The sequence below is a fragment of the Mesorhizobium sp. WSM4311 genome (assembly GCF_002295115.1).
In the GTDB taxonomy this organism is placed as follows: domain Bacteria; phylum Pseudomonadota; class Alphaproteobacteria; order Rhizobiales; family Rhizobiaceae; genus Mesorhizobium.
Map to the genome: position 1 here is coordinate 410,601 of NZ_NSFV01000007.1, position 25,477 is coordinate 436,077.

At 62.8% G+C, this 25,477-nt stretch carries 21 protein-coding genes and 1 pseudogene; 12 read left to right on the forward strand and 10 right to left on the reverse strand.

Annotation, left to right across the window (positions count from 1 at the left end; all coding sequences use genetic code 11):
- Positions 1-58 precede the first annotated feature (58 nt).
- The 5 genes from CK226_RS21090 to CK226_RS21110 are packed head-to-tail and all read left to right on the forward strand — an operon-like array spanning position 59 to position 4,975.
- Positions 59-1,333 (forward strand): NAD(P)/FAD-dependent oxidoreductase, encoded by a 1,275-nt coding sequence (locus CK226_RS21090; protein ID WP_095775886.1) that lies wholly within the window; start codon positions 59-61, stop codon positions 1,331-1,333.
- Positions 1,334-1,377: 44 nt separating this feature from the next.
- On the forward strand, positions 1,378-1,794 hold the full coding sequence (locus CK226_RS21095) for a RidA family protein (protein ID WP_095792958.1): 417 nt from the start codon (positions 1,378-1,380) through the stop codon (positions 1,792-1,794).
- Between the two features lie 4 nt (positions 1,795-1,798).
- Positions 1,799-2,473 carry a DUF1028 domain-containing protein gene (locus CK226_RS21100; RefSeq protein ID WP_095792959.1) on the forward strand — a complete coding sequence of 225 codons (675 nt, stop codon included), beginning with the start codon at positions 1,799-1,801 and terminating at the stop codon, positions 2,471-2,473.
- Positions 2,474-2,498: 25 nt separating this feature from the next.
- Positions 2,499-3,989, forward strand: a complete 1,491-nt coding sequence (locus CK226_RS21105) for an aldehyde dehydrogenase (protein WP_095792960.1) — start codon at positions 2,499-2,501, stop codon at positions 3,987-3,989.
- A gap of 50 nt (positions 3,990-4,039) precedes the next feature.
- On the forward strand, positions 4,040-4,975 hold the full coding sequence (locus CK226_RS21110; protein ID WP_095775883.1) for a LysR family transcriptional regulator: 936 nt from the start codon (positions 4,040-4,042) through the stop codon (positions 4,973-4,975).
- A 12-nt stretch (positions 4,976-4,987) separates the two neighbouring features.
- On the opposite strand, the gene argE is transcribed toward CK226_RS21110, so the two are convergent.
- Positions 4,988-6,154 carry an acetylornithine deacetylase gene (gene argE, locus CK226_RS21115; protein ID WP_095792961.1) on the reverse strand — a complete coding sequence of 389 codons (1,167 nt, stop codon included), beginning with the start codon at positions 6,152-6,154 and terminating at the stop codon, positions 4,988-4,990.
- 280 nt (positions 6,155-6,434) lie between these two features.
- Between argE and CK226_RS21120 the strand changes: the two genes are divergently transcribed.
- A complete protein-coding gene (locus CK226_RS21120) occupies positions 6,435-8,504 on the forward strand; it encodes an NAD(P)-binding protein (protein WP_095792962.1) in 2,070 nt (689 codons plus the stop codon).
- Between the two features lie 325 nt (positions 8,505-8,829).
- On the opposite strand, the pseudogene CK226_RS21130 reads toward CK226_RS21120, so the two are convergent.
- Positions 8,830-8,982 (reverse strand): annotated as a pseudogene (locus CK226_RS21130) (transposase); the annotation flags it as partial.
- 384 nt (positions 8,983-9,366) lie between these two features.
- Here CK226_RS21130 and CK226_RS21135 point away from each other — a divergent pair.
- From CK226_RS21135 to CK226_RS21160, 6 genes are all read left to right on the forward strand, one after another.
- Positions 9,367-11,808, forward strand: coding sequence for a response regulator (locus CK226_RS21135; protein ID WP_095775880.1), 2,442 nt, complete (start codon positions 9,367-9,369; stop codon positions 11,806-11,808).
- 5 nt (positions 11,809-11,813) lie between these two features.
- On the forward strand, positions 11,814-12,200 hold the full coding sequence (locus tag CK226_RS21140; protein ID WP_095775925.1) for a response regulator: 387 nt from the start codon (positions 11,814-11,816) through the stop codon (positions 12,198-12,200).
- A gap of 255 nt (positions 12,201-12,455) precedes the next feature.
- Complete coding sequence (locus CK226_RS21145; RefSeq protein WP_095775879.1) at positions 12,456-12,848, forward strand: response regulator; 393 nt, start codon at positions 12,456-12,458, stop codon at positions 12,846-12,848.
- Positions 12,848-14,590 (forward strand): YaiO family outer membrane beta-barrel protein, encoded by a 1,743-nt coding sequence (locus CK226_RS21150; RefSeq protein WP_095792963.1) that lies wholly within the window; start codon positions 12,848-12,850, stop codon positions 14,588-14,590. Before CK226_RS21145 ends, CK226_RS21150 begins: the two co-directional genes overlap by 1 nt.
- 2 nt (positions 14,591-14,592) lie before the next feature.
- Positions 14,593-15,630 (forward strand): HEAT repeat domain-containing protein, encoded by a 1,038-nt coding sequence (locus CK226_RS21155; protein ID WP_095775877.1) that lies wholly within the window; start codon positions 14,593-14,595, stop codon positions 15,628-15,630.
- Positions 15,627-17,054 (forward strand): glycosyltransferase family 2 protein, encoded by a 1,428-nt coding sequence (locus CK226_RS21160; protein WP_179301103.1) that lies wholly within the window; start codon positions 15,627-15,629, stop codon positions 17,052-17,054. The genes CK226_RS21155 and CK226_RS21160 overlap by 4 nt, the downstream gene beginning before the upstream one ends.
- Positions 17,055-17,062: 8 nt before the next feature.
- On the opposite strand, the gene CK226_RS21165 is transcribed toward CK226_RS21160, so the two are convergent.
- From CK226_RS21165 to CK226_RS21200, 8 genes are all read right to left on the reverse strand, one after another.
- A complete protein-coding gene (locus tag CK226_RS21165) occupies positions 17,063-17,434 on the reverse strand; it encodes an Hpt domain-containing protein (RefSeq protein WP_095775876.1) in 372 nt (123 codons plus the stop codon).
- A 70-nt stretch (positions 17,435-17,504) separates the two neighbouring features.
- Positions 17,505-18,122, reverse strand: coding sequence for a DNA ligase (locus tag CK226_RS21170; protein WP_245318376.1), 618 nt, complete (start codon positions 18,120-18,122; stop codon positions 17,505-17,507).
- Positions 18,123-18,322: 200 nt separating this feature from the next.
- Complete coding sequence (locus tag CK226_RS21175; RefSeq protein ID WP_095775874.1) at positions 18,323-18,661, reverse strand: hypothetical protein; 339 nt, start codon at positions 18,659-18,661, stop codon at positions 18,323-18,325.
- Positions 18,662-18,678: 17 nt separating this feature from the next.
- On the reverse strand, positions 18,679-19,239 hold the full coding sequence (locus CK226_RS21180) for an ATP-binding protein (protein ID WP_179296002.1): 561 nt from the start codon (positions 19,237-19,239) through the stop codon (positions 18,679-18,681).
- A gap of 3 nt (positions 19,240-19,242) precedes the next feature.
- Entirely contained in the window at positions 19,243-21,609 is a 2,367-nt protein-coding gene (locus CK226_RS21185; RefSeq protein ID WP_095792997.1) for a SpoIIE family protein phosphatase, read from the reverse strand.
- Positions 21,606-22,784 carry a class I SAM-dependent methyltransferase gene (locus tag CK226_RS21190; protein ID WP_095789203.1) on the reverse strand — a complete coding sequence of 393 codons (1,179 nt, stop codon included), beginning with the start codon at positions 22,782-22,784 and terminating at the stop codon, positions 21,606-21,608. Before CK226_RS21190 ends, CK226_RS21185 begins: the two co-directional genes overlap by 4 nt.
- The gene (locus CK226_RS21195) at positions 22,781-23,302 is read right to left on the reverse strand and encodes a ubiquinone biosynthesis methyltransferase UbiE (RefSeq protein ID WP_095775921.1); all 522 of its coding nucleotides are present in this window, start codon (positions 23,300-23,302) and stop codon (positions 22,781-22,783) included. The genes CK226_RS21190 and CK226_RS21195 overlap by 4 nt, the downstream gene beginning before the upstream one ends.
- Before the next feature lie 160 nt (positions 23,303-23,462).
- Positions 23,463-25,112, reverse strand: coding sequence for a bifunctional diguanylate cyclase/phosphodiesterase (locus CK226_RS21200; RefSeq protein WP_095775872.1), 1,650 nt, complete (start codon positions 25,110-25,112; stop codon positions 23,463-23,465).
- Positions 25,113-25,477: the final 365 nt, after the last annotated feature.

A 25,477-nucleotide genomic window follows, 5' to 3' on the forward strand; every position in this document is an offset into this window, starting at 1 on the left:
GTACACCAGCGATCTGACCTCCTCGCATCAGAAACTCTTGGGGGGAAAGGACGCAGAAATGTCGGTGGAAAAAATAGACACGCTTGTCGTCGGCGGTGGCCAGGCGGGAGTGGCTATGTCGGAGCATTTGAGCAAATGCGGCGTGCCGCATCTTGTCCTTGAGCGTGGCCGGATCGCCGAGCGCTGGCGTTCGCAGCGATGGGACTCGCTCGTCGCCAATGGCCCGGCCTGGCATGACCGTTTCCCAGGCATGGAATTTCCCGTGACGGGTCCTGACGGCTTTCCCTCCAAGGAGGAGGTTGCGGACTATTTCGCCGCCTATGCAAGGCAGATCAATGCGCCGATCCGCTGCGGCGTCGAGGTCAAGCTCGCGCAAAGAAATGTCGGTCGACCCGGGTTTCGCGTCGAGACGTCGGCCGGGGTGATCGAAGCCAGCAGCATCGTCGCGGCGACCGGACCTTTCCAGGTCCCCGTCATCCCCGCCCTTGTCCCCGGCGATGCCGGCATTCTGCAGATTCATTCCAGCGCGTACCGCAATCCCGGGCAGTTGCCAAAGGGCGCGGTGCTGGTGGTCGGGGCAGGATCGTCAGGTGTGCAGATCGCCGATGAGCTGCAGCGCTCGGGGCGGCGCGTCTACCTCTCGGTCGGCCCGCACGACCGCCCGCCGCGTGCCTATCGCGGGCGTGATTTCTGCTGGTGGCTTGGCGTTCTCGGCAAATGGGACCTCGAAACCCCGGGGCCTGGCACGGAGCATGTCACGATTGCGGTGAGCGGCGCGCGTGGCGGCGAAACGATTGATTTCCGTCGGCTGGCGGCGCAGGGGCTTACCCTGGTCGGCATGACAAAAGCATATCAGGACGGCATACTGACCTTCGCGCCCGATCTGGCGAAGAACATTGCCCGCGGTGACGCCAACCTGATGTCGCTGCTGGACGAGGCCGATGCCTATGTCGCGCGCAACGGCCTCGACCTTCCGCAGGAGCCCGCGGCCCGTCGGATCGACCCGGATCCGGACTGCTTGACCAACCCGCTTCGTGACCTCGATCTGGCGGGCGCCGGGATAGCGGCGATCATCTGGGCGACAGGCTTTGCCGTCGACTACAGCTGGTTGAAGGTCGATGCTTTTGACGAGAGGGGCCGGCCAAGGCACCAACGCGGCGTCTCGGTCGAGCCTGGGATCTATTTTCTCGGCCTGCCTTGGCAGTCGCGAAGAGGGTCGAGTTTCATCTGGGGCGTCTGGCATGATGCCAAGCATGTCGCCGACCGAATTTCGACGCAGCGCAAATATCTGGCCTATCACGCTGCGGCGCAGCGCGAGACGGTGGACGCCTGACCGACGCTGACAACAGCCACGAGCCCGATCTGATGGAGACCTGGATGGCGCATACGAGAATCCGCAAGTTCAACACCAAGGACACCTATCCCGAGCAGAAGCTCGACAATGATCTGTGCCAGGCGGTCGTCACGCGGGGCGGCCGGACGGTCTATCTGCGCGGCCAGTGCCCGCAGGATCTCGACACCGCCAAGAATATCGGCAGCCACGATCCGGCCGAGCAGACGCATAAGGTGATGCAGAACGTCAGGCAGCTCATCGAAGAGTGCGGCGGCACCATGGAGCATCTGGTCAAGGTGGTGGTCTACATCACCGACGTGCGCCATCGCGAGGCAGTCTACCGCACCATGGGCGAGTATATCAAAGGCGTGCATCCCGTTTCGACCGGTCTCGTCGTGTCGGCCCTGGCGCGGCCGGACTGGCTGGTCGAGATCGACGGCACCGCCGTCATCCCGGATTGATCTCATGACCTTTTCCATTGTCGCGCGGTGCAGCCGCACCGGCATGTTCGGCGTCGCGGTGTCGTCTTCCTCACCGGCGGTGGCGGCGCGCTGCGCCTATGCGCAAGCGGGCGTCGGCGCGGTCGCCAGCCAGAACGTCACCGATCCGACGCTCGGCGCAAGAGGGCTCGAACTGCTGGCGCGGGGCGCCTCGGCCGCCGACGCGGTCGCCATCCTGAAGCGCACCGGCGCTTATAGCGACTACCGGCAGGTGCTGGCTGTCGATGCCGCCGGCACCACCGCCATTCATTCAGGACCCAGGGCGCTTGGCATCTGGGCGGAAGCGCGTGCGGACAATGTCGCCTGCGGCGGCAACATGCTGGCCCATGATGGCGTGCCGCAAGCCATGGTCGACGCTTTCCTGGCCTCGGAAGGGCACCTCGGCGACCGCCTGATCGCGACCATGCGCGCCGCGCTGAAGGCAGGGGGCGAGGCGGGTCCGGTGCATTCGGCTGGAATGAAGCTGGTGCGCGAGGTCGCATGGCCCGTCGCGGACCTGCGCTGCGACTGGACCGACGGCTGCCCGATCGAGGAACTGGCGGCCTTGTGGGACCGCTACAAGCCCCAGCTCGATGCCTATGTGACCCGCGCGATCAATCCGTCCGACGCGCCGAGCTACGGCGTGCCGGGCGACGAGTAGCCATCACGCAGGGGGAGGCATCCGCATGAGCGAATTCAGTCACAAGGACTGGATCGGCAAGGCATCCGCGATCCGGTTTCGCGACAGGGCGTTCATCGACGGTAAGACGGTTGCCGCGCGTTCGGGCCGCACCTTCGCCAGCATCAATCCGGCCACTGGCGAAACGCTCGCCGAGGTGGCGTCCTGCGGCGAGGAAGATATCGATCTCGCCGTTGCCGCGGCGCGCCGCAGTTTCGAGGCTGGTGCCTGGTCACGCGCGAGCCCGGCGCACCGTAAGGAGGTGCTGCTTAGGCTGGCGCGGCTGCTGCGCGAAAACCTGCAGGAGCTTGCCCTGCTGGAATCGCTTGACATGGGCAAGCTCGTCACGGATGCCGCGACTGTCGATGTCCCGGGTTCCGCGGCTATCTTCCAGTGGTATGGCGAGGCCATCGACAAGATCTATGACGAAGTGGCGCCGACCGGCGGCAGTGATCTGGTGCTGGTGCGGCGCGAGCCGCTCGGCGTGGTCGGTGCCGTGGTGCCGTGGAATTTCCCGCTCGACATGGCCACATGGAAGTGCGCGCCCGCGCTGGCGGCGGGCAATTCGGTGGTGCTGAAGCCCGCGGAGCAGTCGCCTTTCTCGGCGCTCAGGCTGGCGGAACTCGCCATGGAGGCGGGGCTGCCCGCCGGTGTGCTCAACGTTGTGCCCGGCCTTGGCGAGACGGCCGGGCAGGCGCTTGGCCGTCACATGGACGTGGATTGCCTTGCCTTCACCGGATCGACCTCGGTCGGCAAGATGTTCCTGCAATATTCGGGTCAGTCGAACATGAAGCAGGTCTGGCTCGAAACAGGCGGCAAGAGCCCGAACCTTGTCTTCGCCGACTGCGGCGACCTCGATGCGGCGGCCGACATGGCGGCCTTCGGCATCTTCTTCAACCAGGGCGAGGTCTGTTCGGCCAATTCGCGCCTGCTCGTGCAACGCGGCATCAAGGATGCCTTCGTGGAGAAACTGGCTGAGCTCGCGGCGGCCGCCCAGCCTGGCGATCCGCTCGACCCTGCCTCGAAAATGGGCGCCATGGTCGATGCCCGCCACGCCGCCAACGTCATGCGCTTCGTCGAGGCCGGCAAGAAGACCGCGCGCCTGGTTGCCGGCGGAGATCGGGTCACGGTCAACGGTCGCGGTAGCTTCATACAGCCCACCATCTTCGATGATGTTGCCCATGACGACCCGATTGCCAGGGATGAGATATTCGGACCGGTGCTGTCGGTCATTGCCTTCGACGATGAGGAGGAGGCCATCCGCATTGCCAATGACAGCCCGTACGGGCTGGCCGCGTCACTATGGACCGACAGTCTTTCGCGCGCGCACCGCGTTGCCGGCCGGCTCCGCGCCGGCACCGTTTCCGTCAACACGGTCGATGCGCTGAGCCCGATGACGCCGTTCGGCGGCATCAAGCAATCGGGCTTTGGCCGCGACCTGTCGCTGCACGCGCTGGACAAGTACACCGCGCTGAAAACGACATGGATCAAGTACTGAGGCGGAGCGGGCGCTTGATCGCAGCGCCCAAACCGGCAACATAGAAGCCCATGCCGCTACGCTTCACCCTGAGACAATTGGAATATTTCGTCGCCGTCGGCGAAGCCGGCTCCATTACCAAGGCGGCCGAGCAGGTCAATGTTTCGCCGCCTTCGATTTCGGCGTCCATCGCGCAGCTCGAGGCCGAATTCGGCGTCCAGCTTTTTGTCCGCAAGCATTCGCATGGCCTGTCGCTCACGGCCGGCGGGCGTGTTTTCCTCAAGGAGGCCGCCAGGTTGCTGGCCGACGCCGACGCTCTGCACGATATCGCCGGCGACATCGCCGAGAAGGTGCGTGGGCCGCTGGCAGTCGGATGCCTGCTGACCTTCGCGCAGATCGTCATGCCGACGCTGCGCGCGAAGTTCGAGCGCGCCTATCCCGAGGTGCGGTTCCGGCAGTTCGAACGCAACCAGGGTCAGTTGCTCGAAATGTTGCAGCGAGGTGAAATCGATGCGGCGCTGACCTATGATCTCGAACTGTCGCAGGACACGACGTTCGAACCGCTTATGCTGGTGCCGGCCTATGTCATGCTGCCGCAGGGGCACCGCTTCGCCGGCAAAGCTTCGATCACGACGGAAGAACTGGCCGACGAGCCCATGGTGCTGCTCGACCTGCCATACAGCCGCGAATATTTTCTCTCGGCCTTCCAAATGCGGGGCATCCGGCCGAACATTGCCGAGCGCACCGGCGACATCGCGGTGATGCGGTCGATGGTTGCCAATGGCTTCGGCTACGGCATCGCCAACATGCGGCCGCTCAACACCCTGGCGCCGGACGGCAAGCCGCTGGTCTTCGTGCCCCTGGAAGGGGATTTGCGGCCTCTGACCATGGGGGTCGCATTGCCCAACGCCGAGCACCGCACCCAGACGGTGCAGGCATTCATCGATCATTGCCGCCGCTTCGTTGTCGAACAGGGCGTGTTCGGCAGCGGACGGGTCGTGGAATAGCAGCGGCCTTTGTCAGGCGACCTTCAACTGTTGTCCGGCAAGCCGCCGCAGCAAATTGTCGAGCATGTCGTCGCAGCGGCGCATCTGTTCGATGCTGACGAATTCGTCCGGTCTGTGCCCTTGCGCCATCGAGCCCGGCCCGCACACGATGGTCGGCGTGCCGAGGTCGCGGCTGAACAATCCGCCTTCGGTGCCGAAGGCAACCTTGATGGTGTCGTTGGCCCCGGTCAATGACTTGACGAAAGCCACAGCCTGCGAATTCGCCGGCGTGTCCAGACCCGGATAGGTGTTGGTGATATCGATGTCGATGGCCGCCTCCGGCGCGATCGCTGAAGCGGCTGCGGCAATGCGCGCTGCCTCTGCGCGCAACCCATCGAGGATTTGGTCGGGGTTGTCGGCCGCGACATTGCGGATCTCGAAGTCGAGCTGGCACAGGTTCGGCACGATGTTGAGCGCAACGCCGGCATGCATCTTGCCGACGTGGACGGTCGTGTAGGGAATGTCATAGTCACCGTCGCGCGCGCCATCGCTGGCCAGCCGGTCCTGTTCCCGGCGCAGTGCGGAGACGAAGTCGCAGCCGAGATGAATGGCGTTGAGCGCCAGGGGAGCGAGCGCCGAATGGCTTTCGCGTCCCCTGCAGATGGCGCGCGCCGCAAGCTTGCCCTTGTGGGCGGTCGCGACCTGCATGTTGGTCGGCTCGCCGACGATGCATAGCAATGGCCGATGCGGCGCCGAACGCAGCATGTCGATCAGGCTGTGCACGCCGATGCAGCCGATCTCCTCGTCGTAGGAAAGCGCCAGATGCAAGGGCGTTTGCAGGCCCATTTTCGAGGCCTTGAGACAGGCGGCAAGCGCGCAGGCGACAAAACCCTTCATGTCGGCCGCGCCACGGCCGTAAAGCTTGCCATCCCGCGCGCTCATCTCGAAAGGCGGCAGCGTCCAGTCCTGTCCGTCGATCGGGACGACATCGGTGTGGCCGGACAGCATGACGCCGGCCGCGTCGGCCGGCCCGATGGTGGCGAACAGGTTGGCCTTGTGGCCGTCCGCGCTGCGGATGATCTGGCATGCAATGCCCCGCGTCGCCAGCAGGTCTGTCACGTAGCCGATGAGGTCGAGGTTCGAGTCCCGGCTCACCGTCGGGAATGCGATCAGCTTTTCAAGGATCTGGATGCTGTCCATGCGTCTCACGTCTCGTTGGCCGTGTGCGCTATCTAGCATCGCGTGGCCGCGGCCTTGAAGTCGCATTTGGCTCAGCCGGGATTCTTCGGATGCTAATCCAGGCGGCGGGGGGCGGATTAGGCGCGTCCTAATCGGCACAGAAGAAATCTGTAGTTTTCCGGCACGCGCCGCAACTTATGAGTAGGTTCACGGCGTCTACCCACCGGGCAGACCGGCTTGCGCCAGGTTTGAAACCATCACCGCGCATGCCGCGACGCGACGCTGGCAGGAAGGAAGCACCATGCGTGACCCACGCTACGACATTCTGTTCGAGCCTGTGAAGATCGGCCCGGTGACCGCCAAGAACCGCTTCTACCAAGTGCCGCACTGCAATGGCGGCGGCTATCGTGATCCGTCCGCCGCGGCCGAGATGCGGCGCATCAAGTCGGAAGGCGGCTGGGGCGTCATCTTCACCGAGCAGACCGAGATGCACCACACCTCAGAGATCACGCCCTTCATCGAGCTCAGGCTTTGGGACGACGCCGACATCCCAGCGCTGGCGAAGATGGCCAAGGCCATGCACCAGCATGGCGCGCTGGCCGGCATCCAGCTCGCCTATTCCGGTATCAACGGCCCGAACCTCTACACCAAGGAAGTGCCGCGCGGACCGTCGGCCTTGCCGATCCGCACCTTCACCAACGATCCAGTCCAGGCACGCGCCATGGACAAGCAGGATATACGTGACCTCAGGCGCTGGCACCGCAATGCCTTCAAACGCGCGAAGCTGGCGGGTTTCGACCTAGTCTGTCTCTATGGTGCGCATGGCTTCGGCATTATCCAGCACTTCCTGTCCACCGCCACCAACCAGCGCAGCGACGAATATGGCGGCCCGTTGGAAAACCGCTCACGGCTGATGCGCGAGCTGATCGAAGAAGGCCGCGACGCCATCGGCGACACTTGCGGCCTGACGCTGCGGCTGTCGCTGGACGAGATGATCGGCGAACTTGGCTTCGCCAATTCCGAAGTGCGCGACATGATCGAGATGCATGCCGAGCTGCCCGACCTCTGGGACCTGGCGCATGGCGCCTGGGAGGATTGTTCGGGGCCGTCGCGGTTCAAGGAGGAGGCGGCACAGGAGAGCCTGGTGTCCGGCATCAAGACGCTGACGTCGAGGCCGGTCGTCGGCGTCGGTCGCTTTACCTCGCCGGACGTGATGGTCAGGATGATCAAGTCCGGCACGCTCGATTTCATCGGCTGCGCCCGTCCATCGATCGCCGATCCCTTCCTGCCGAAGAAGGTGGAGGAGGGACGGATCGAGGACATTCGCGAATGCATCGGCTGCAACATCTGCATCACCGGCGACATGACCATGTCGATCTCGCGCTGCACGCAGAACCCGACCTTCATGGAGGAGTGGCGCAAGGGTTGGCATCCGGAGCGGATGCAGGCCAAGGGCGACAGCGACAGCGTGCTGATCGTCGGCGCCGGTCCCGCCGGGCTTGAGGCCGCCCGCGCACTCGGCCTGCGCGGCTACCAGGTGGCGATCGCCGAAGCAGGCACCGAGCTCGGCGGCCGCGTGTCGCGCGAGTGCCGCTTGCCTGGCCTCTCCGCCTGGGGTCGCGTACGCGACTATCGCCAGTATCAGCTCAGCCAGATGTCCAATGTCGACGTCTATTTCGAAAGCCGGTTGTCCGCCGAGGATATCCTGGCCTTCGGGTTTCAGAACATCGCCATTGCCACCGGCTCGGCATGGCGCCGTGACGGCGTGGCGCGTGCGCATGTCATGCCGATGCCGGTGGACCCGGCCATGCCGCTCTATACCCCGGACGACCTGATGGGCGGAAATGTACCGACCGGCACTGTCGTGCTGTTCGACGACGACCACTACTACATGGGTGGCGTTCTGGCCGAGCTGATGGCGCGCCGGGGCGCGAAGGTGACGCTGGTGACGCCGTCCGCCTATGTGTCCGACTGGACCCGCAACACGCTGGAGCAAGGCGCCATCCATCGACGGCTGGCCGAGCTCGGCGTCGAGATCGTGCTAAACCGGATCGTGACACGCGTCGTGCCGGGAGGCGTCGCCACCGCCTGCGCCTACACCCATGCCGAACGCGACATTGCCGCCGACGCCGTCGTGCTGGTGACGTCGCGCCAACAGGACGACCAGGTCTGGCGCGACCTGAAAGCGCGGCGCGACGAATGGGCCGACAATGGCATTCGCTCGATCAAGGTCATAGGCGATGCCGAGGCGCCAGGTCCGATTGCCTGGGCGACCTACGCCGGCCATCGTTTCGCTCGTGAGATGGACGAACTCGATATCGGCGACGCGCTGCCGTTCCGGCGAGAAGTGACGGCTTTGGCGGCGGGGTAGGCCGATGGCATGGCTTGATAGGAATGACGTCGCCACAAGCCGATAGTGTTTCGCGCTAGCGTGTCGAAATCTGATGTCGGGATCAATCGCAAGACAATACGGAACGATACGGGAAACTTTCTAATTTTGGCCCACGAAAAACGCAATAGAATCAACGTCCTTACTATGTCCTCCGGGCTCACCATTATCGTTATTTATCAATGGCTTACGGATAGGTTCGCCAAAAGGTTCGCCAAGCATCGGCTTGCGGGTCACCAGCCGCACGACGCGATCCCCACCCTGAACCGCCAGACGAACCTGCGATGCCGGCCGCAGGAAAGCCGTGCTGCGGATCCGTCGACAGCTCGCGCACCCATTTGCGCAACACATTCTCGTGGACATCGAGGTCGCGGGCGGCCTGGGCCACTGCAACGCCCCGGTCCTTGATCAATCTCACCGCCTCAAGCTTGAACTTGCGGCCGAACTTCCTTCTTTGCATTCCCACCCTCCAGTTCCGTTAAACACCTTGTCTCGGTGTCCACGAAACCGGCGGCAGGCCAGAGGAGCCCCTCTCGGCATTGAGCGGAGCAGGGGCTTCCAGAAAAAAGGTGCCAGCTGTAGTAGTCCGTGAGCCCGTAGGCAGGCTTGGACGTATCAACCCTCACGGCGGCGCGGCCGGGCACGTCGGGGCCATAGTCAGTACGCGGCGCCGAAGATCAAGCTTCAACTTGATGCCCGATAAGCGCCCGGTACGAAGACGCCTGCCATGTGGCTGCCCATGTCGCCTCTGCTCGGCGTGCCGGCCCTGCGGACTGATGCGCAGCTTCTTTAGATATCGGATAGGATTAGCCGATATTCATCGGAAAAAAGGAGCCGGAAAGTCATGACCGAGATCTGGCAATCACTCCTCGCCAATCTTGCTCTGGTCTCCGTCCTGGTCGTCGCCTGGGACCTTGTGGCCGATTTCACCGGGCGTCTCTCGCCGCGAATACAGTCGCTGCTTCTGGGCGCGGTCATGTGCGTGGGGGCGGTCTTTTCAATGGCGACCGCCTTGTCTGTCTCTGGCTTCGTGGTCGATCTGCGCGCCGCCTTTATCGGCGCCGCGGCGTTCTTCGGCGGATGGCCGGCAATGTTCGTTGCCACGATCGGCTCCATTGCCTATCGCCTCTATCTTGGCGGGCAGGGGGCCAATGTCGGCGTCATGGGTATCCTGATCACCGCCGTCGTCGGCCTGGCATGGCACCACATTGTCGCGGCCCGGTCGCGCACGATGCTCGACATATTCGGCTTCGGCGTGTCAGTTGCACTCGCCGGGCTGATCACGCTCCTGGTCATACCCCCGCAAGTCGTCACAGGCCTGATCCAGCAAAGCACGTTCCCGTCCCTCCTGTTCCGCTTCCTTAGTACCATGGTGATCGGCATCCTGCTCGACCGGCAACAGCGGCGGCGCGATCTCTCCATGTCCAACATGATCTATCGGGCCATGGTTCGTGAACTGCCGGACTGCCTGAACATAAAGGATGTGGACGGCCGCTTCATCGCCGCCAATCCCGCCACCGCCGAAATGCTGGGGGCCGCTTCAGTCGAGGAGCTCATCGGCAAGACCGATTTCGATTTCTATTCGAAGGACGTGGCCGAGCGCTTCAGGCAGGACGAGATGGGCGCACTGAAGGCCGGGCAGACATTGCGCATCGAACAGCCTGCGGTGTTTCCGGATGGCAAACAGGGCTGGCTTTACACGCTCAAGGCGCCGTTCCGCGACGAGGTCGGCAAGATCACCGGTGTCATCACCTACAATCGCGAGATCACCGAGCAGAAGCGAAACGCTCAGCTCAAGAACGATTTCATTTCGACGGTCAGTCATGAGCTGCGCACCCCATTGACATCCATCCGAGGCTCGCTGGGCCTGATCGCGGCGGGCGTGGCGGGCGAATTGCCGCCGAAGGCCGCCAACCTCGTCAATATCGCTCACACCAATAGCGAGAGACTGGTTCTTCTCATCAACGACATCCTCGATATGGAGAAGATCGAGTCAGGCGTCATCGCCTTCAAGATCAAGCAGATGCCTGTGCGCCCGATCATGGAGCAGGCCATTGCCGCCAGTTCCAACTACATGGCCGAGAGCCGGATACGCATCGTCCTGGTCGACGATGCCCCGCGCGCCGAAGCCAACATCGATCCGGACCGCCTGCACCAGGTGATGGCCAACCTTCTGTCGAACGCGATCAAGTTCTCGCACGCCGACGGCACCGTGATGGTGAAGCTGCAGCGTCGTGATCGCGACATGTTGCGCATCTCGGTGATCGATCAGGGGGCGGGTATCCCCGAGGCGTTTCGCAGCCGTATATTCGGCAAGTTCGAACAGGCTGACGCGTCCAGCACCCGCAAGAAAGGCGGCACCGGCCTCGGCCTCAGCATCGTCAAGACCATCGTGGAAAAGCTGGGCGGCGCCGTTTCCTTCGAAACCGAGGAAGAGAAAGGAACCTCGTTCCATGTCGACCTTGCCGAAGCCCGCAGGCTCCAACCGAGGCCGTATCCGCCACCGCGCCCGCCACGGGAGCCCGATGGCCGCCTACGGGTTCTGATCTGCGAAGACGAGACCGACGTCGCGGCGGTGATTGCGGCACTCCTGGACGCGGAAGGCTTTTCCAGCGACGTCGCCCCGGACATCGCCACCGCGAAGGCGCTTCTGCAGTCTCGCGATTATGTGGCACTGACACTCGATATCAAGCTGGCGGAAGAATCGGGCATCAAGCTCTTCCATGACATCAGGGCGTCACCGGTGAATTCCGACATTGCGGTCATCGTCATCTCCGCCGTCGCCGATGAGGCCAGGCGCTCGCTGAACGGCACCGCCGTCGGCATCGTCGACTGGCTGGAGAAGCCGGTGGATTCGGGGCGGCTTCACGCCGCTCTTGCCAAGATCGTCGCCGGCAGGAATGAACAGAGGCCGAAGATCCTCCATGTCGAGGACGACGAGGGTGTGCTAGCCGTGATGTCGGCGGGACTGGGCTCGGACGTCTCGATCATCTCGGCGAAAACGCTGCAGGAGGCACGGCGGGCGGTTGCGAAGCGTCGCTTCGACCTGGTCATCCTGGACATAGCACTTCCAGACGGATCGGGACTGGACCTGCTCGCCGATCTGCCGCTGGAGACCGGAGTGATCGTGTTCTCGGCGGCGGAACCGGACCAGAAACTCGGCGATCGGGTGCAGGCAATGATGACCAAGACCAGGGCGTCGGAGATCGATGTGGCAAAGCTTGTCAGAACCATGTTGGCCTCATCGCGCGATGGCACCAGACCCGCCGCCCGCGCCAAGGAGTGACGATCATGCCGGCAAGAATCCTCTACGTGGATGACGACCACGATATCCGCGAAATCGCTCAGATGTCGCTGGAGCTCGAGCCGGAATTCGAGGTGCGGTCCTGCTCTTCGGGCGCCGCGGCGCTGACCGATGCCGCCGCATGGCATCCCGACCTCATCTTGCTCGACGTGATGATGCCGGACATGGACGGGCCGGAGACGCTGAAGCGCCTGGCTGCTTCACCGCTGACGGCGTCGATACCCGTGGCCTTTATCACCGCGCGCACCCAGACGCATCAGGTCGAGCGCTATCTCGCCATGGGAGCGGTCGGGGTCATTGCCAAGCCTTTCGATCCGCTGGCGCTCGCCGGCGAAGTCAGGAAGCTGCTTCCGGAGCGACCCGGGCAGGCATAGCCGCCGGGTCGAAGGCAGCGGCAACAAGCCTGTCAGCAACCTCCGTTTGCCGTTTACGGCACCTGTACCACACCCCAATATTCATCTACTGATTGTATCGAAATACGGCAGTCGCGAATCGGTTTTATTTATGATTGCGCGGCATCGGCCGGCGCGGGAGACCCGCACCGGCGTTGGCATGGACCACATTGGCGGATGTCGGTTCATGAGTTGATCACTCCGGGGGGCAACGAGGCGTGAACCGGAGCCGGACAGGTGAATGGAGCGAAGGCAAGAGTTCTGATCTGCGATGATGATCCCCTGTTGCTTGAACTGATGGAATTCAGGCTGAGGGCGAAGGGATACGAGGTCATCACGGCAGTGGACGGTGCCGAGGCACTGGCGAAGGCGGAACAGGACGGACCCGATATCATCGTGCTCGATGCGATGATGCCCAAGGCCGACGGCCTGGAGGTGTTGGCTCGCCTCAAGGGCGACCCGGTCCTGTCGGACACGCCGGTGGTGATGCTGACCGCCCGCAAGGCCGAAAGGGACATCGTCTCGGCCCTCGAGAAGGGAGCCGACGACTATCTGGTAAAGCCATTCATCCCCGAGGAACTGCTGGCCCGGCTGGCGCGTCTGATCGCGCGCAAGACTGGGAAACGCTGATGAGGCGCAGCCGGCGCGCAGCGCTTGCCGCATGCCTGATCCTGGCAATCGCGGCCACTCCTGGTGCGGTGCTTGCGCAGACGGTCGATGAGCTCTACGCGTCCGCCGTGAAAGCCAGGCAGGCCCGGCATTTCGACGAGGCGGTGGATCTGCTTCGGCGCGCACTCGCGCTCAAACCCGACAATGCCGACGCCCTGGTTCAGCTCGGTTTCGCCGAACTCGGCCGCAACGATCTGGCGGCGGCGCACGACGCCTTTTCCAAGGCGCTTTCCCTTGCTCCGGCCTATCAAGATGCAAGCTTTGGCCTGGCCGAGATCGAGTTCCGTTCCGGCAATCTGGATGCCGCGCTGCCGCTCGCCGAATCGGTGGCGCGCGCCCAGCCCGGCAACACCGACGCCGCCGCGCTTGTGGAGAACATCCGCAAGGCCATGCAGGCCGCCGGCGGTGAGGCGAGGAAGGCGTCGGCGGCGGCGCCGAGGGCGAAACCACGGCCCGATCCCGTCGCCGGCCTGATGGAGCAAGGTCGACGGTTGCGAACAGCGGGAAAGCTGCCCGAAGCGGAGAAGGTCTATCGCCGCGCGCTTGGGCTGGCGCCGAAGAACACCGACATCTTGGTTGCCCTTGGCCTTATCCTGGGCTCCAGCCAGCGGTTCGACGAAGCCGGGCATTTCTTCGACCGGGCGCTGGCCATAAAACCCGGCCTTCTCGACGCGCGGATCGGCAAGATCCGCCTGGCGATTTGGCAGGGCGACGTGCCGGGCGCCCGCGCGCTGGTCGATGACGTGTTGGCCTCGTCGCCGGACAATGTGGAGGCGCTCGACCTCGATGCCAAGGTCGCCCTGCTCGAGGCCGACTACACGCGGGCCGGACAGTCGTTCCAGCGCGTGCTTGCGATCGATTCGCGCAATGCCGAGGCGCTGGTGGGGATCGGCGATGTGCGCCGCGCCCTAGGCGACGACGATGCAGCGCGCCAGGCCTACAGAGAGGCGCTCGCCATCGAGCCCGGCTCTTCCGACATCGAGCAACGACTGGCCGTGCCGCCCCCGCGCAGATGGCGGCTCGACCTTGGCACCGAGGTGAGCGATCTCACCAACGGGCTGAGCGACTGGACCGACAGCTCGGCTGGCCTTGCTTATCGGCTGTCGCCGCGCACGACGATTTCAGGCCGCACCCGCGTGGCAACCCGCTTCGGCCGTACCGACGTTCAGATCGAGGGCCGCATCGACGAGGCCTTCTCGCCTGCCTTCTCCGCCTATGCGCTCGCCGCGGCGACGCCGGATGCCGATTTCCTGGCGCGCTATGCGATCGGCGCCGGCGCGTCCTTGCAGGTCATGGCGGCGGCGAAGGCGTTCGGCCCTTTGTCGCTCAACATCGACACCCGCTACGACAATTTCACCAACACAAACGTCACCAGCGTCTCGCCCTGGGTGCAGGGCTATATCTTCGACGGCCGCCTGGGGCTTTCCGCCCGCTGGGTGCATGCGGCCGACGATATCGGCACGCGCGCGGACGGCTATGTGCTTAGGGTCGACCTTGCGGTGACGCAGCGCTTCAACCTGTTCGGCGGCTATGCGGACGCCCCCGAAATCTCCGACGGCACGCTGGTGCCGACGCGCACCGTCTTCGGCGGCATCTCCTGGGACGTCAACGATCCGCTGACGGTCCGCGCCAGTATCGCACATGAGCAACGCCCGACATTCGACCGAAGCATATTCGGGCTCGGCCTGACCGCGCGGTTCTGATCATGTGGTACGTCTGGGATCTTTCCATTTTGCTCAGCGCCGTTTCCCTGGTGATCATGCTGTTCCTGATCGTCCGGCGGGTGCTGCAGGAACGCCGAGGCAGGGTGCAGATCGATCAGCGGCGCCAGCTTCACACAGCACTGATCGCCTTCACCGAAAACCGGGACCGCGAGGCCTTGAAGGTGGTGGTGCTCGCGGTGCCGGCGGGCGTGGCGATCAATGCCGGCTTCGAGTTCATTTCGCTGCTTCGCGGCGAGGAGTATGACGACGTCCTTGCCGCCTTCAACGAATGCGGCCTGCCGGCGCTTGTCGGCAGCCAGCTGGAAAAAGGCAACGGCGCCGAGCGCATCCACGCGGCCGAGATGCTTGCGGCGCTGCGTTCGGAAAACGCGGTGGCGAGCCTGCTTTCGGCGCTCGACCGTGACCGTTCGCGCGAGGTGAGGATCGCCGCCGCCATCGCGCTCTGCGATCTCGGCAGCCTGCCGCCGCTCGATATCGCACTGGGCAAGGTCGGCGTGGTGGGACAGCGCTCGCGGCGCCTGATCGAGTTGTTCAGGCGCTTTCCGCCGGCGCGCTTCGAGGAGCTCAGGGATCATGCCGCGCGCACCGACGCGGTGCCCTTCATCCGGGCGGCCGCGATCGACGCGCTGGCTCGTGCCGCCGGGTTCCATTTCGCCGATTTCTTCGCCCGCGCCACCGGTGATCAATCGCCCGAGGTCGCCGCCGCGGCGCTGCGCGCGCTGGGCCTCACCGGGCACGCCGAGGCGCCTGCCATCCTGGCAAGCGCGATGGCCAACGGCGACTGGGACGTGCGCGCCGCCGCCGCCGATGCCGCCGGCCGCCTCGGGCTCGCCGGGCTCGCCGCGCCGCTCTCCGCGCTGATGGACGATGAGGCGTGGACCGTGCGCTATGCCGCCGCCAACGCCCTGCGCTCGTTTGGCCAGCCGGGAGAACGGCTGCTGCGCGACATCGCTGCGAGCGAGGTCTCGCGCAGCCAGCGCACCGCCTCGCTCATCCTTGCCGAGGGGCCGGCCGCATGATGTCCGACTGGAGCCACGAGATCGTTCTGGCCGCTTCCATCCTGTCCTGGTTCATCATCGGGGCGGGGCTGGCGCAGACGACGATCTATCTGTTGCAACTCATTATTGCCGCCTACGCGCTTTCCAAGCGCCCGCCGGTCGCGCGCTCGGCGCTGCTGTGGCACCGCTATGGCGATGTCGCGCCGCCGATCGCGCTCCTCGTACCCGCCTATAATGAGGAATTGAACGTGGTCGAGAGCGTCCATTCGATGCTGGCGCTCGAGTATCCAAATTTCGAGGTGATCGTCATCAACGACGGCTCAAAGGACCAGACGCTGCAGCGCCTGATCGGGGCCTTCAAGCTGGTGAAATTCCATCGGCCTTATGAGGAGGCGCTGGCGCACAAGCCGATCCGCGGCCTCTATTCCTCGCCAATGACCGAGCGGCTGTTCGTGGTCGACAAGGAAAACGGCGGCAAGGCCGATGCCCAGAATGCCGGCATCAATGTCTGCCGCGCGCCGCTTTTCTGCGTGATCGACGGCGATTCCATCCTCGAGCCCGACGCGCTGATGCGCGCCGCCCAGCCCTTCATCGACGACCCCGAGCGCACCATCGCCGTCGGCGGTACGATCCGCATCGCCAACGGATCGAGGATCGAAGCCGGCAGGGTGCGCGAGATCCACCTGCCCAACCGCTTGCTGCCGTTGCTCCAGGTCGTCGAATATCTAAGGGCCTTTCTCATGGCCCGGCTGGCCTGGAGCCACATCAACACGCTGATGCTGGTGTCCGGCGCCTTCGGCATGTTCCGCCGCACGGAGGTGGTGGCGGTGGGCGGCTTCACCATGGGCTCGATGGGCGAGGACCTCGACCTCGTCATCAAGCTGCACCGCCACATGAGAGATGCCGGGCGCAAATACCGCATCCAGTTCATTCCGGAGCCGGTGTGCTGGACCGAGGCGCCGGAAACACTGAGCGTGCTCGCACGGCAGCGCACGCGCTGGCAGCGCGGCGCGCTCGAGTGCTTCTTCCGCCACCGCGCCATGCTCTTCAACCCGCGCTATGGCCGCGTCGGATTCCTGGGCTTCGGCCACATATTGATTGTCGATGTGCTAGGGCCGGTAGCGGAGGTGCTGGGCTACATCCTGATCCCGGCATTCTGGCTGCTCGGCATCCTGTCGACCGAGTATCTGCTGGCCTTCACCTCGCTCATCTTCACCTATGGCGTCTGCGTCAGCGTGTGCTCACTGGTCCTCGAAGAGGCCGAGCTGCAGCGTTTTCCGCGCGCCAGGGACCTGGCGGTGCTGACGGCGGTGGCGGTGATCGAGAATTTCGGCTACCGCCAGCTCAACAATTTCTGGCGCGTGAAGGGCTGGTGGCAATATCTGCGGGCCGACCAGAGCTGGGGCGAAATGACCAGGACTGGCCTGTCCGGTGCGAAGAAATAACGCCCGCTTCATTTCAGCGTTTGCTCAATCTCCGCGATGAGCGCATCGAGCGCGGCTTGGGCGGCTCCTTCATCCGGCTGTTCGATCAGCAGCGTTTCCAGCGCCGACGCCCGCGCGCCGATATCCGGAAAGCCGAATGTCCCCGCCGCACCCGCCAGCGAGTGCGCTATCCTGACCAGCGGATCGCCCGCCCCGCGGGGCAAAGGACCGCCCTCACATGCGATGACCTTCAGCTGCCCGAGCTGATCGGCGCATCGGGCAAGGAAGCGTTGCCGCAAGGGGGCGAAAGGATCGTTTGAGATGGGGTGGTGCTCCAGCGGGATGTCGAAAGTATTCAAGCAGAAAGCGGCGTAGGTTTGAACTGCTTGCTTCTCGCGCACGACCTCCTGCTCGAGGACATTGCTGGTGCCGGCGCTGAGGCCGCGGTTGCGCCAGAAGCGTCGTCGATGCTCAGAAATCGGCTTCCTCGAAGTATTTGGCCTTCAACCATGTGTTCGATGGTCCGCTCGTGTAGCTGCTGTCGGCGCGCTTCGAGATGATGCTCTTGAGCCCCACATTCTCGATGGCGCGAAAGATCGCTGGCGCACTGCTCTCGAAATGCTCGCTGTACTGGATCTTGCCGAGGCCGTGCTCAACCAGTTGCCATAGCGCCTGCTTGCGCTGCAGCAGGGGCAAGGAGACTAGATTGCGACCGTCCAGATGGAGGATGTCGAACGCGACGAACGCGAGCCGGTTCGGTTCGTTCCAGATCGCGGCTTCCAGCGAAGGGTAATCGTGAGCGCTCTGCTCGTCTGGCACAATGACATCGCCGTCGATAATGGCGGCCCGGCATGGCAGCTCGACAGCCAGCGCGATGGGCCAATATTTGGTGGTCCAGTCACGGCCGTTCTTGCTGTAAAGGCGCACGCTGCCTTTATCGATGATGATCTGCGTGCGGTAGCCATCGAGATTGACCTCGTGAACCCATCCCTCGTCTCGGGGCGGCTCCTCGACCCGAGTCGGGATCTGCGGCGGAATGAACTCCAGCCGGCCGCCGGTCACCTTGGCACGCTTACTCAATGACGCCACCTTTGATCGCGCAGCGGCGGCTAATCGGCACAGGCAGCCCGACATCCCCCCAACATGGACGCCTGCCGCCTGTGCCGAGCCCCCGCCGGGCAATTGCCAGCATCTGCGCACCAGGCCGAATTGTCGTTACCTTCGCATCCAAATACTTGTCATGGAGTACATATCTCACTCGGTGCGTCGTAGGCTGATTTCGGGCGACCTTAGTCCATCAAAAGCACCAGGGCGGGATGCAGCTTCTTCAGGTTCGGCAATGATTTCGATTGCCAGGGTATGTCGGGCGTTCCACGCACGACGAGTCGAACATCGGGATGTTTGCGCACCTCGATGGTGAATTTCGCCAGCAGGTTGATGCCGGAAGAGTTGAGAAAGTGAAGGTCCTTCAGATTGAGCGTAATGGAAGCGGGATTCGAGGCAAGGACGCTGGTTGCCAAAGCCGTAATAGGCGCACCGGCCTCGGAACTCGCGAGCCGCATGGCGCCGTCGAAAAAAATATCGCTTCCTTCAATCCACACGCGGTAGTCGTCTGTCTTGATTTCCATGGCCTGGTTCGTTTCTTCTAGTTGTGCGTTTGCGAGATCGGAATGGAGGCGTATGTCTCCAGGCAAATCCGATCGCTTTCGTCGGTCGGGCTGAATATCCAGGCCAGGCGTGCGCCATAGTCGCTCATCAACGTCAGCAATCCGAGTCCGGAGCCTGACACGTCGGGGTTCGCGGCATTCGCTTCAATTCGCTGTATCAGCAGGTCCCTGGGGTCGCCAACCGTGATGTCCGCCAGGAGGCTTTGGAACCCGGACGCGTTTTCACCGTCGACGTCATTCGACACCTTGATCTTGAAGCACTCCGAATCCATCGACGTCTCTATCACGATCTCACCCGGCGCGCGGAACTTGACGGCATTTTCGATGAGCTCGTTGACCAGATATCCGATGGAGTGCCGCACTTCTCTGTAGTCATTGCGGGACGCCTGAAAGCGCAAAGCGAAAAGATCGGCGATGAAGTCCGACGTCGTGGCACAATGACGCCAGCTCAAGTCGAGAGGTCCGTCGAACAGCCGCACGCGACTGACGCTTTCCATCATCCCGATTGCAATGTCAGGGGTCCCGAACAGCGTTGTCATTGCCTAGGTGTGCCTTATGATCACGAGGGTGATGTCGTCGTGGATCTTCTGGATTCCGATATGGGCCATCAGATCCTCGACGATCCCGGTTTTGATTTCCTCGGCGCTCCCGCCCTGACGTTTTCGTGCGCTCTGGCAGAGGCGCTCGAACCCGAACAGCCTTTTGTCCTGATCCTCCGCCTCGGTCACACCATCGGTGTGCAGCACGATCACGTCGCCACTCTCGAACGGGATGTCACGCGTGTCGATGAACTTCGAGATGTCATTCTCAAGGCCAACCGGCAGACCCAGATCAAGCGTATCGATGCGTTCGACTTCCCCGTCAGCGCGCACGATGAGCACGTCCTCATGCTGACCGGATAGCGTTACGCGCTCATCCTCGAAGTCGAGGAAGGCCAGCGAGAGATGCTTATCGGTCTTCGTCCGCTCGATGTTCTTGTAGATCGCTCTGTTCAGCCGGTCCAGGAACTGGTGCGGATTCCGCTCGTTGGTCTCCTGCAGCGCGCGTGCAACGGATTGGACCATCAGCATCAAAACGCCGCTTTCGAGACCATGACCGGTCACGTCGCCGATGCCGATCTTGACCCGTGACCCATTCTGCAGGACGTCGTAGTAGTCACCGCCGACCTCGTCGGCCGGCCGCATGTAGGCTGCGATCTCCAGTCCCGGAATCGCTTCGAGTTCGAATTGTTTCGGCAGGACCATCATCTGGATCTGCCTGGCAACCGCGAGCTCGGCGCCGAGGCGGACGTTCTCGTCCCGTAGCTTTTCGTTGAGTGCGGAAATCTCCTGATTGGCGTCCCCGAGCTCCCTGGTGCGTTCGTCGACGAGTTGCTCGAGGTTTTCGGTGTGAAAGCTGATCTGCTCAGCCATCCGGTTGAAAGCGATCCCCGCCGCTCCAACTTCGTCACGCGTCGGAATGCTCACGCGGACTGAATAGTCCTTGGTCTGGAGCCGCTGGGCGGCACCGGCAAGCGCCCTGAGGCCGGCGGTGATCCGCTTCGAAATTCCGAGCACAGCCGCGAAAACAATCAGAAGCGAAACGATGATCGCACCCATCTGAAAGAGCAGGATACGATTGGTTGCGCGCGAAATACTCTCCTGCGCCGCGAACAAGGACGCATAGATCTCCCGTTCGGGGACGACGATCCCGACCGACATCGTTTCGGACTTGATCGGTCCCGAACTCCACAGATTGGTCGGCTTCAATCTCTTGAGGACGACGATGTAGGGTACGCGCTCGCCCTTGTTGTCGAGCATGATATGCTGAATGACGCCGTCATTGTTCTGGTCGAGAGGCAGTGACGCGATTGCCGGCTGCACACTTCCCCGCAAGGACCTCTCCAGGCCGGTGACGCCCTGCGTGCCCGCGTCGTTCGATGAAGTCAGGCCGATGATCGCCTGGCCCGACGGATTGATCGCCACCACGTTGCCAGTCGACATCGTGAGGAAGCCGAACCCGGTTTCGGCGATCTTCACCCTTTCGACGACTTCCGCGAGCTGGTCGAGAGTGATGTCTGCTCCCGCCGTACCGGCGATACCGGAGCGCTCGCGCGTCCACAGCGGCTGGAAAAAGCTGACGATCAGCTTTCCCGTGATTGCATCGGTGTAAGGCGCAGTCTGGGTAATGTCGTCAGGGACCGGACGCGACGCCGGATCCCTGGCCCACTGCTGCCATGACCCATAGATCCCCGGAAAAAAGAACTCCCAGAATTCCGACTTGTTGTGGCCTGGATAGAGCCGGTCGAAGGTCTGTGCCTGGTTCGTATACGGCACTGTCCTGAAGATCGGCCGTTCTTTTGGACCAATATAGTACATCTGCAGTTTGGACGACCCGCTGGCCATGAGAGTTGGCGCGACGAGATCGATCACGGTGCTGTCGTCTATTTCCTTCTGAACGCCCGGCAGCGGAGTGTGGTCGGCACCCAGCAGGTAGCCCCAAACGCTTACCACCGAAGGCGCGCCCGGCAGATTCTGCGCCCAATCGCCCCGCGCGTCGTAGACGACCTTCACGGAGCCGGGCGCCTCATGCGACAGCGTCGCTCCAACCTGTTGCTGCCTCGTCGGATCGTCGATCTGGGCCTGCAGCACGCCGGCCAGCGCCTTGACGTCCCCATGAACCCGATCGAGCAGCAGGTCGACGCTCAACGCCGTCGATTCGGCATAGGATCGAATGTATTCCTGGTTTGCGGTCGTCAGGCCCTCACCGACTTCCGATGTGGCATCGCGCGACAGCTTCTGAACGTTCCAAAGCGCCAGGCCACCGCTCAGCAGGAGGTCGAACAATACGGCGCCGCCAACGACCAATACGAATTTTGCCCGAAAGGAGCGCAGGCCGAAGCGCGGGGCGGGCTCATTGTCGGCTTTCATTGCGGCCGTCGCCCCGATGCGACCCAGATCGGCCAACCCGCGTAACCCTTGGGGTGGAGCGCTGCGAAAATGTGGTCCTGGAAGCCCTGCCGGAACCGTGCGACGAACTCTGGTCCGTCGCCGCGTCTGGTCGCCATCTCGCCCGCATAGACATCCGCCCAGGCCGCAATGATATCAGCGAAATCCTGCGGATCGCCGTCCAGGTTAGTGACCATGAAGGTCTCGACACGGATGTCTTCGAATCCGGCTTCCATGAGATAGCGCCGGCTCTTGGGCCCAAGCTCGACGTCCATCTCGAAATGCCCGAACAGCTTCGCCACCTCGTTGTAGGTCCAGCGAATGCTTTCGGCGCGCGGCTCGCCGAGGCAATGCGAATTCTTCTCGTTGGTGATGTAGACCCGACCGCCCGGCTTGCATACGCGGTAGAGCTCCTTGAGGATGAGTTCAGGCCGATTGAAGATCTGAAGGGAATGCCGGCAGGTCACCAGGTCGAACTGCGCTTCGTCGAGCAGCATCTCGGACGCATCGCCATAGGTATATTCGATGCCCCGGATATCGAACTCCCGCATCACCTGTCGAGCATAATCCAGGCTCGATTTGGAGTGGTCGAGGGCGACGATCCGCGCTGGCTGGAATTCCTTCTGCACGAGCACGGCGAAATCACCGATCCCGCAACAGATGTCGGCCATGACGATCCCCTGCCTCATGCCGTGTCGGGGCAAGATTGCGCGCTCGTGGCGCCAGGTCATCTTTGTCTGTGAGCGCAGGATAGGTACGAATCCGCCCTCCTCGAGGAAGCCCTGTCCCGGATAGAATTCGCTGTCATATTCCTCGATCGTTATGTTCGGTTCGATTCCGCTCAAGCGACCGAATTTTCGCGAGGTCCATCCGACGACGCTTGACGTGATGACCACGAATTTGAGATCGGGTCGAGCGCGGCAAGCGTCAATGATGATCCTTGAAAAGGCATGAAATGCAGCGTTATTCATCTGCGTGAGACGTCTGACATTGACGTAGAGAACGCCGCGCACGCGGTCGATCGCGCCACGAAGCAATGCTATGCTGGGCCCAAGCTCATCGATCGCCTGAGGCCGGACCACTCCCGATATGGAGAACTCCTGGTTGTTGGCGTCGTATTGCGCCTTGAAGCGTGGGAGAAGGTCGTAAGGGCTCAATGTCGCAGGCCCTCGAGCGGAAGATCCACGACGAGCCTGATAGCATTCCCGTCGGCTTCCTCGACCCTGAGTATCGCATTGTAGTCGACAGCCAGTTCCAGGAGCACGATCTCCCGACTGGGCGCAAGATCCCCGGACACGGAATTGAGGTAGCGCTCCCTGGCCTCGGTTCCCGTGGCTTGCGACATGGCTTCTTCGTAGAATTGGCGCTCCTCCGGGACACAGGGGAATGTCAACTCGATCCTGTCCGTCGCGCCATGGCGGGACACCCTACATGCCAGCTCGCCGTCGCCATGGCGGCTACGAAACGCGACTTCCAGCAATTCGTTGAAGGCAGAGGAAAAGAGATTTGAATGCCGGACCGAGTCGGACCTGTTTTGACTGATCATCCGGGCCATGTATGTCGAGACATAATCGCAGTGTCTCCATGCGGAGACGAACGTTTTGATTTCCATCTCGATCTGGATCATGGGCGCAAAAGTCGGCTCGCCAGCCAGCTCATGATGAACAGGTTCCATCGGCATCCTCCCCTTGTTCCATCAGTACTGAGCCCCGCGGCGAAAATTTCGCCGCGCGCCGTGATTAAGTCACTCTTGCACCGACTCGATGAATTGCGCGGTATCCGCCTCGATCGCTTCCACAAATCTCCACTTCAAGGTTAACAAAGGGTGCAAGGCGCTAAACCGCCCGATTTGCTTCCTCCATCGTTCGTACCACCCTCAACGGGGACCGTCTGATGAAATTGCCGGTTGCCTCGGCTCCGAGCGGCCGTCCCAGGAAATTACCTTGCAGGCTATCGCAATTCTCCTTGATCAGCCACCGGGCCTGTGCCGACGTCTCGACTCCCTCGGCTGTGACGCTTATTCCCAGGCCGTGCGCCAGATTTATGATCGATCGCACGATTGTTTGGCTTTTGAGATCGGTATCCAGGTCGGCAATGAAGTACTGATCTATCTTCAATGTGTCGAAAGGAAAGTTCTTTAGGTAGCTCAACGAAGAATAGTATGTTCCAAAATCGTCGAGCGATATTCGTATTCCCAAGACGTTCAGGGTATTTAACGTGTCGATATTGTCGATCGTCTTCTCGAGGAGGACCGTCTCGGTTATCTCGAGTTCAAGCCGGTCTGCTCGGATTCCAACCGCATCGATGATCTGAGCGACTGTATCCGTCAGCGAACCGCTAAGGAACTGGGCCGGCGACAGGTTCACTGCGACTGTCAGCGAGGAGGGCCACGTCAACGCCTGGCGACAGGCTTCCTCGAGCACCCATCGTCCGATCTCGTCCATCAGGCCGTCGGCCTCGGCGATCGGTATGAACACGCTGGGTGGAATGATCCCGATCTCCGGGTGCCGCCACCGGAGCAGCGCTTCGAAACCGGTCACCGACGCGGGAGACCGAATGAGCGGCTGATACTCCAGATAAAGTTCGTCCCGTTCCAGCGCGGTTCGAAGCCTGCGCCTCAGATTCTCGCGCTGCTCGAGCAAGAGCAGCATCGAACGGTTGAACGTTCGAGCGCAGCCGCGGCCATCCGTCTTGGCTGCGTAAAGAGCAATGTCGGCGGCTTTCATCAGCTGCTCGCCATCGGTCCCGTGCTCCGGCCCGAAAGCAATTCCGATACTCGAGCCGACGAAGACGGAAATGCCGTTGATGACGAACGGCTCCTTGAACGCGTCGACCAGCGATCCCGCAAGGCGCTCGGCTTCCGCGGGCTGGTCCTTTCCCAGTTGGATGACGGCGAATTCATCGCCGGCATACCGGTACGCGGATTCGCCGTCCTGCAGCGCGTCGCGGATACGACCCGCCGCGAGCTGGAGAAGCGTGTCGCCCGCTCCATGGCCGAGCGTGTCGTTGACCGCTTTGAAATCGTCGAGGTCGATTTGCAGCAGGGCAGCCTTGGGTTTTGCTCCGCCGGCGGCCGCCAGTGCAAGTTGCAGCCGGTCGCCGAATCGCCGGCGGTTCTGCAGCCCGGTCAGCACGTCGTGCGTCGCCTGGTGGAGCAGAGTTACATGCTCTTGCTCCTCCGCGGCGCTCCGCCCGCCGCGCCCCCTTGATTCGATGATTCCCACGCCATTCGCAGTGCCGAAGACGAAAACGGATCGGGGCGCTTTGCCCGGTGACCCCGGCAGGTCGATGTTTGCCGGAGTGCCGCCCTGGAACACCCGAAGAAATTCGTCGCGAAACCTCGAATCGAGGAAGCTCGGGTAGATCTCCCAGATGGCAGCGCCGGGCGCCACGGCGCCTCCATACATGCCTTTGAGCACAGCCGCGTGGTGCGTCAGTTGGAAGTCGCGGTCATAGAACGACAAAAGTTCGGTCGTGTTCGCCAAAAGGTCGGCGAGAAGCCCTTCGCCGGCACGAGGACCATCGCTCGAGGAAGGCCCCTCACTCTCTGTGCCGACGCCTGATGCCTCTGGGTACAAGAGCCACCTCCATAGGCAATGCGAATCCACATCCCCCAGTCCAGAAATAGCATAACTGTCAAGCTTGGCAAAGTTTCAACTCGCAGTCCTAACAAGTTCCTCATGCGGCTTAGTTGCAATGCATGCTCCGCTGTGATTGGCGGCGATAACGATGAACAGTCCGGTTGGTTAATAAATCGGGAATTGGCTATATGATTGATGACGTGGTGGACGCAGCACGAAATATTCTGGTCCATGAGGCGGCGTGGCCTTCCCCGCCCCTGTCTTGAGCC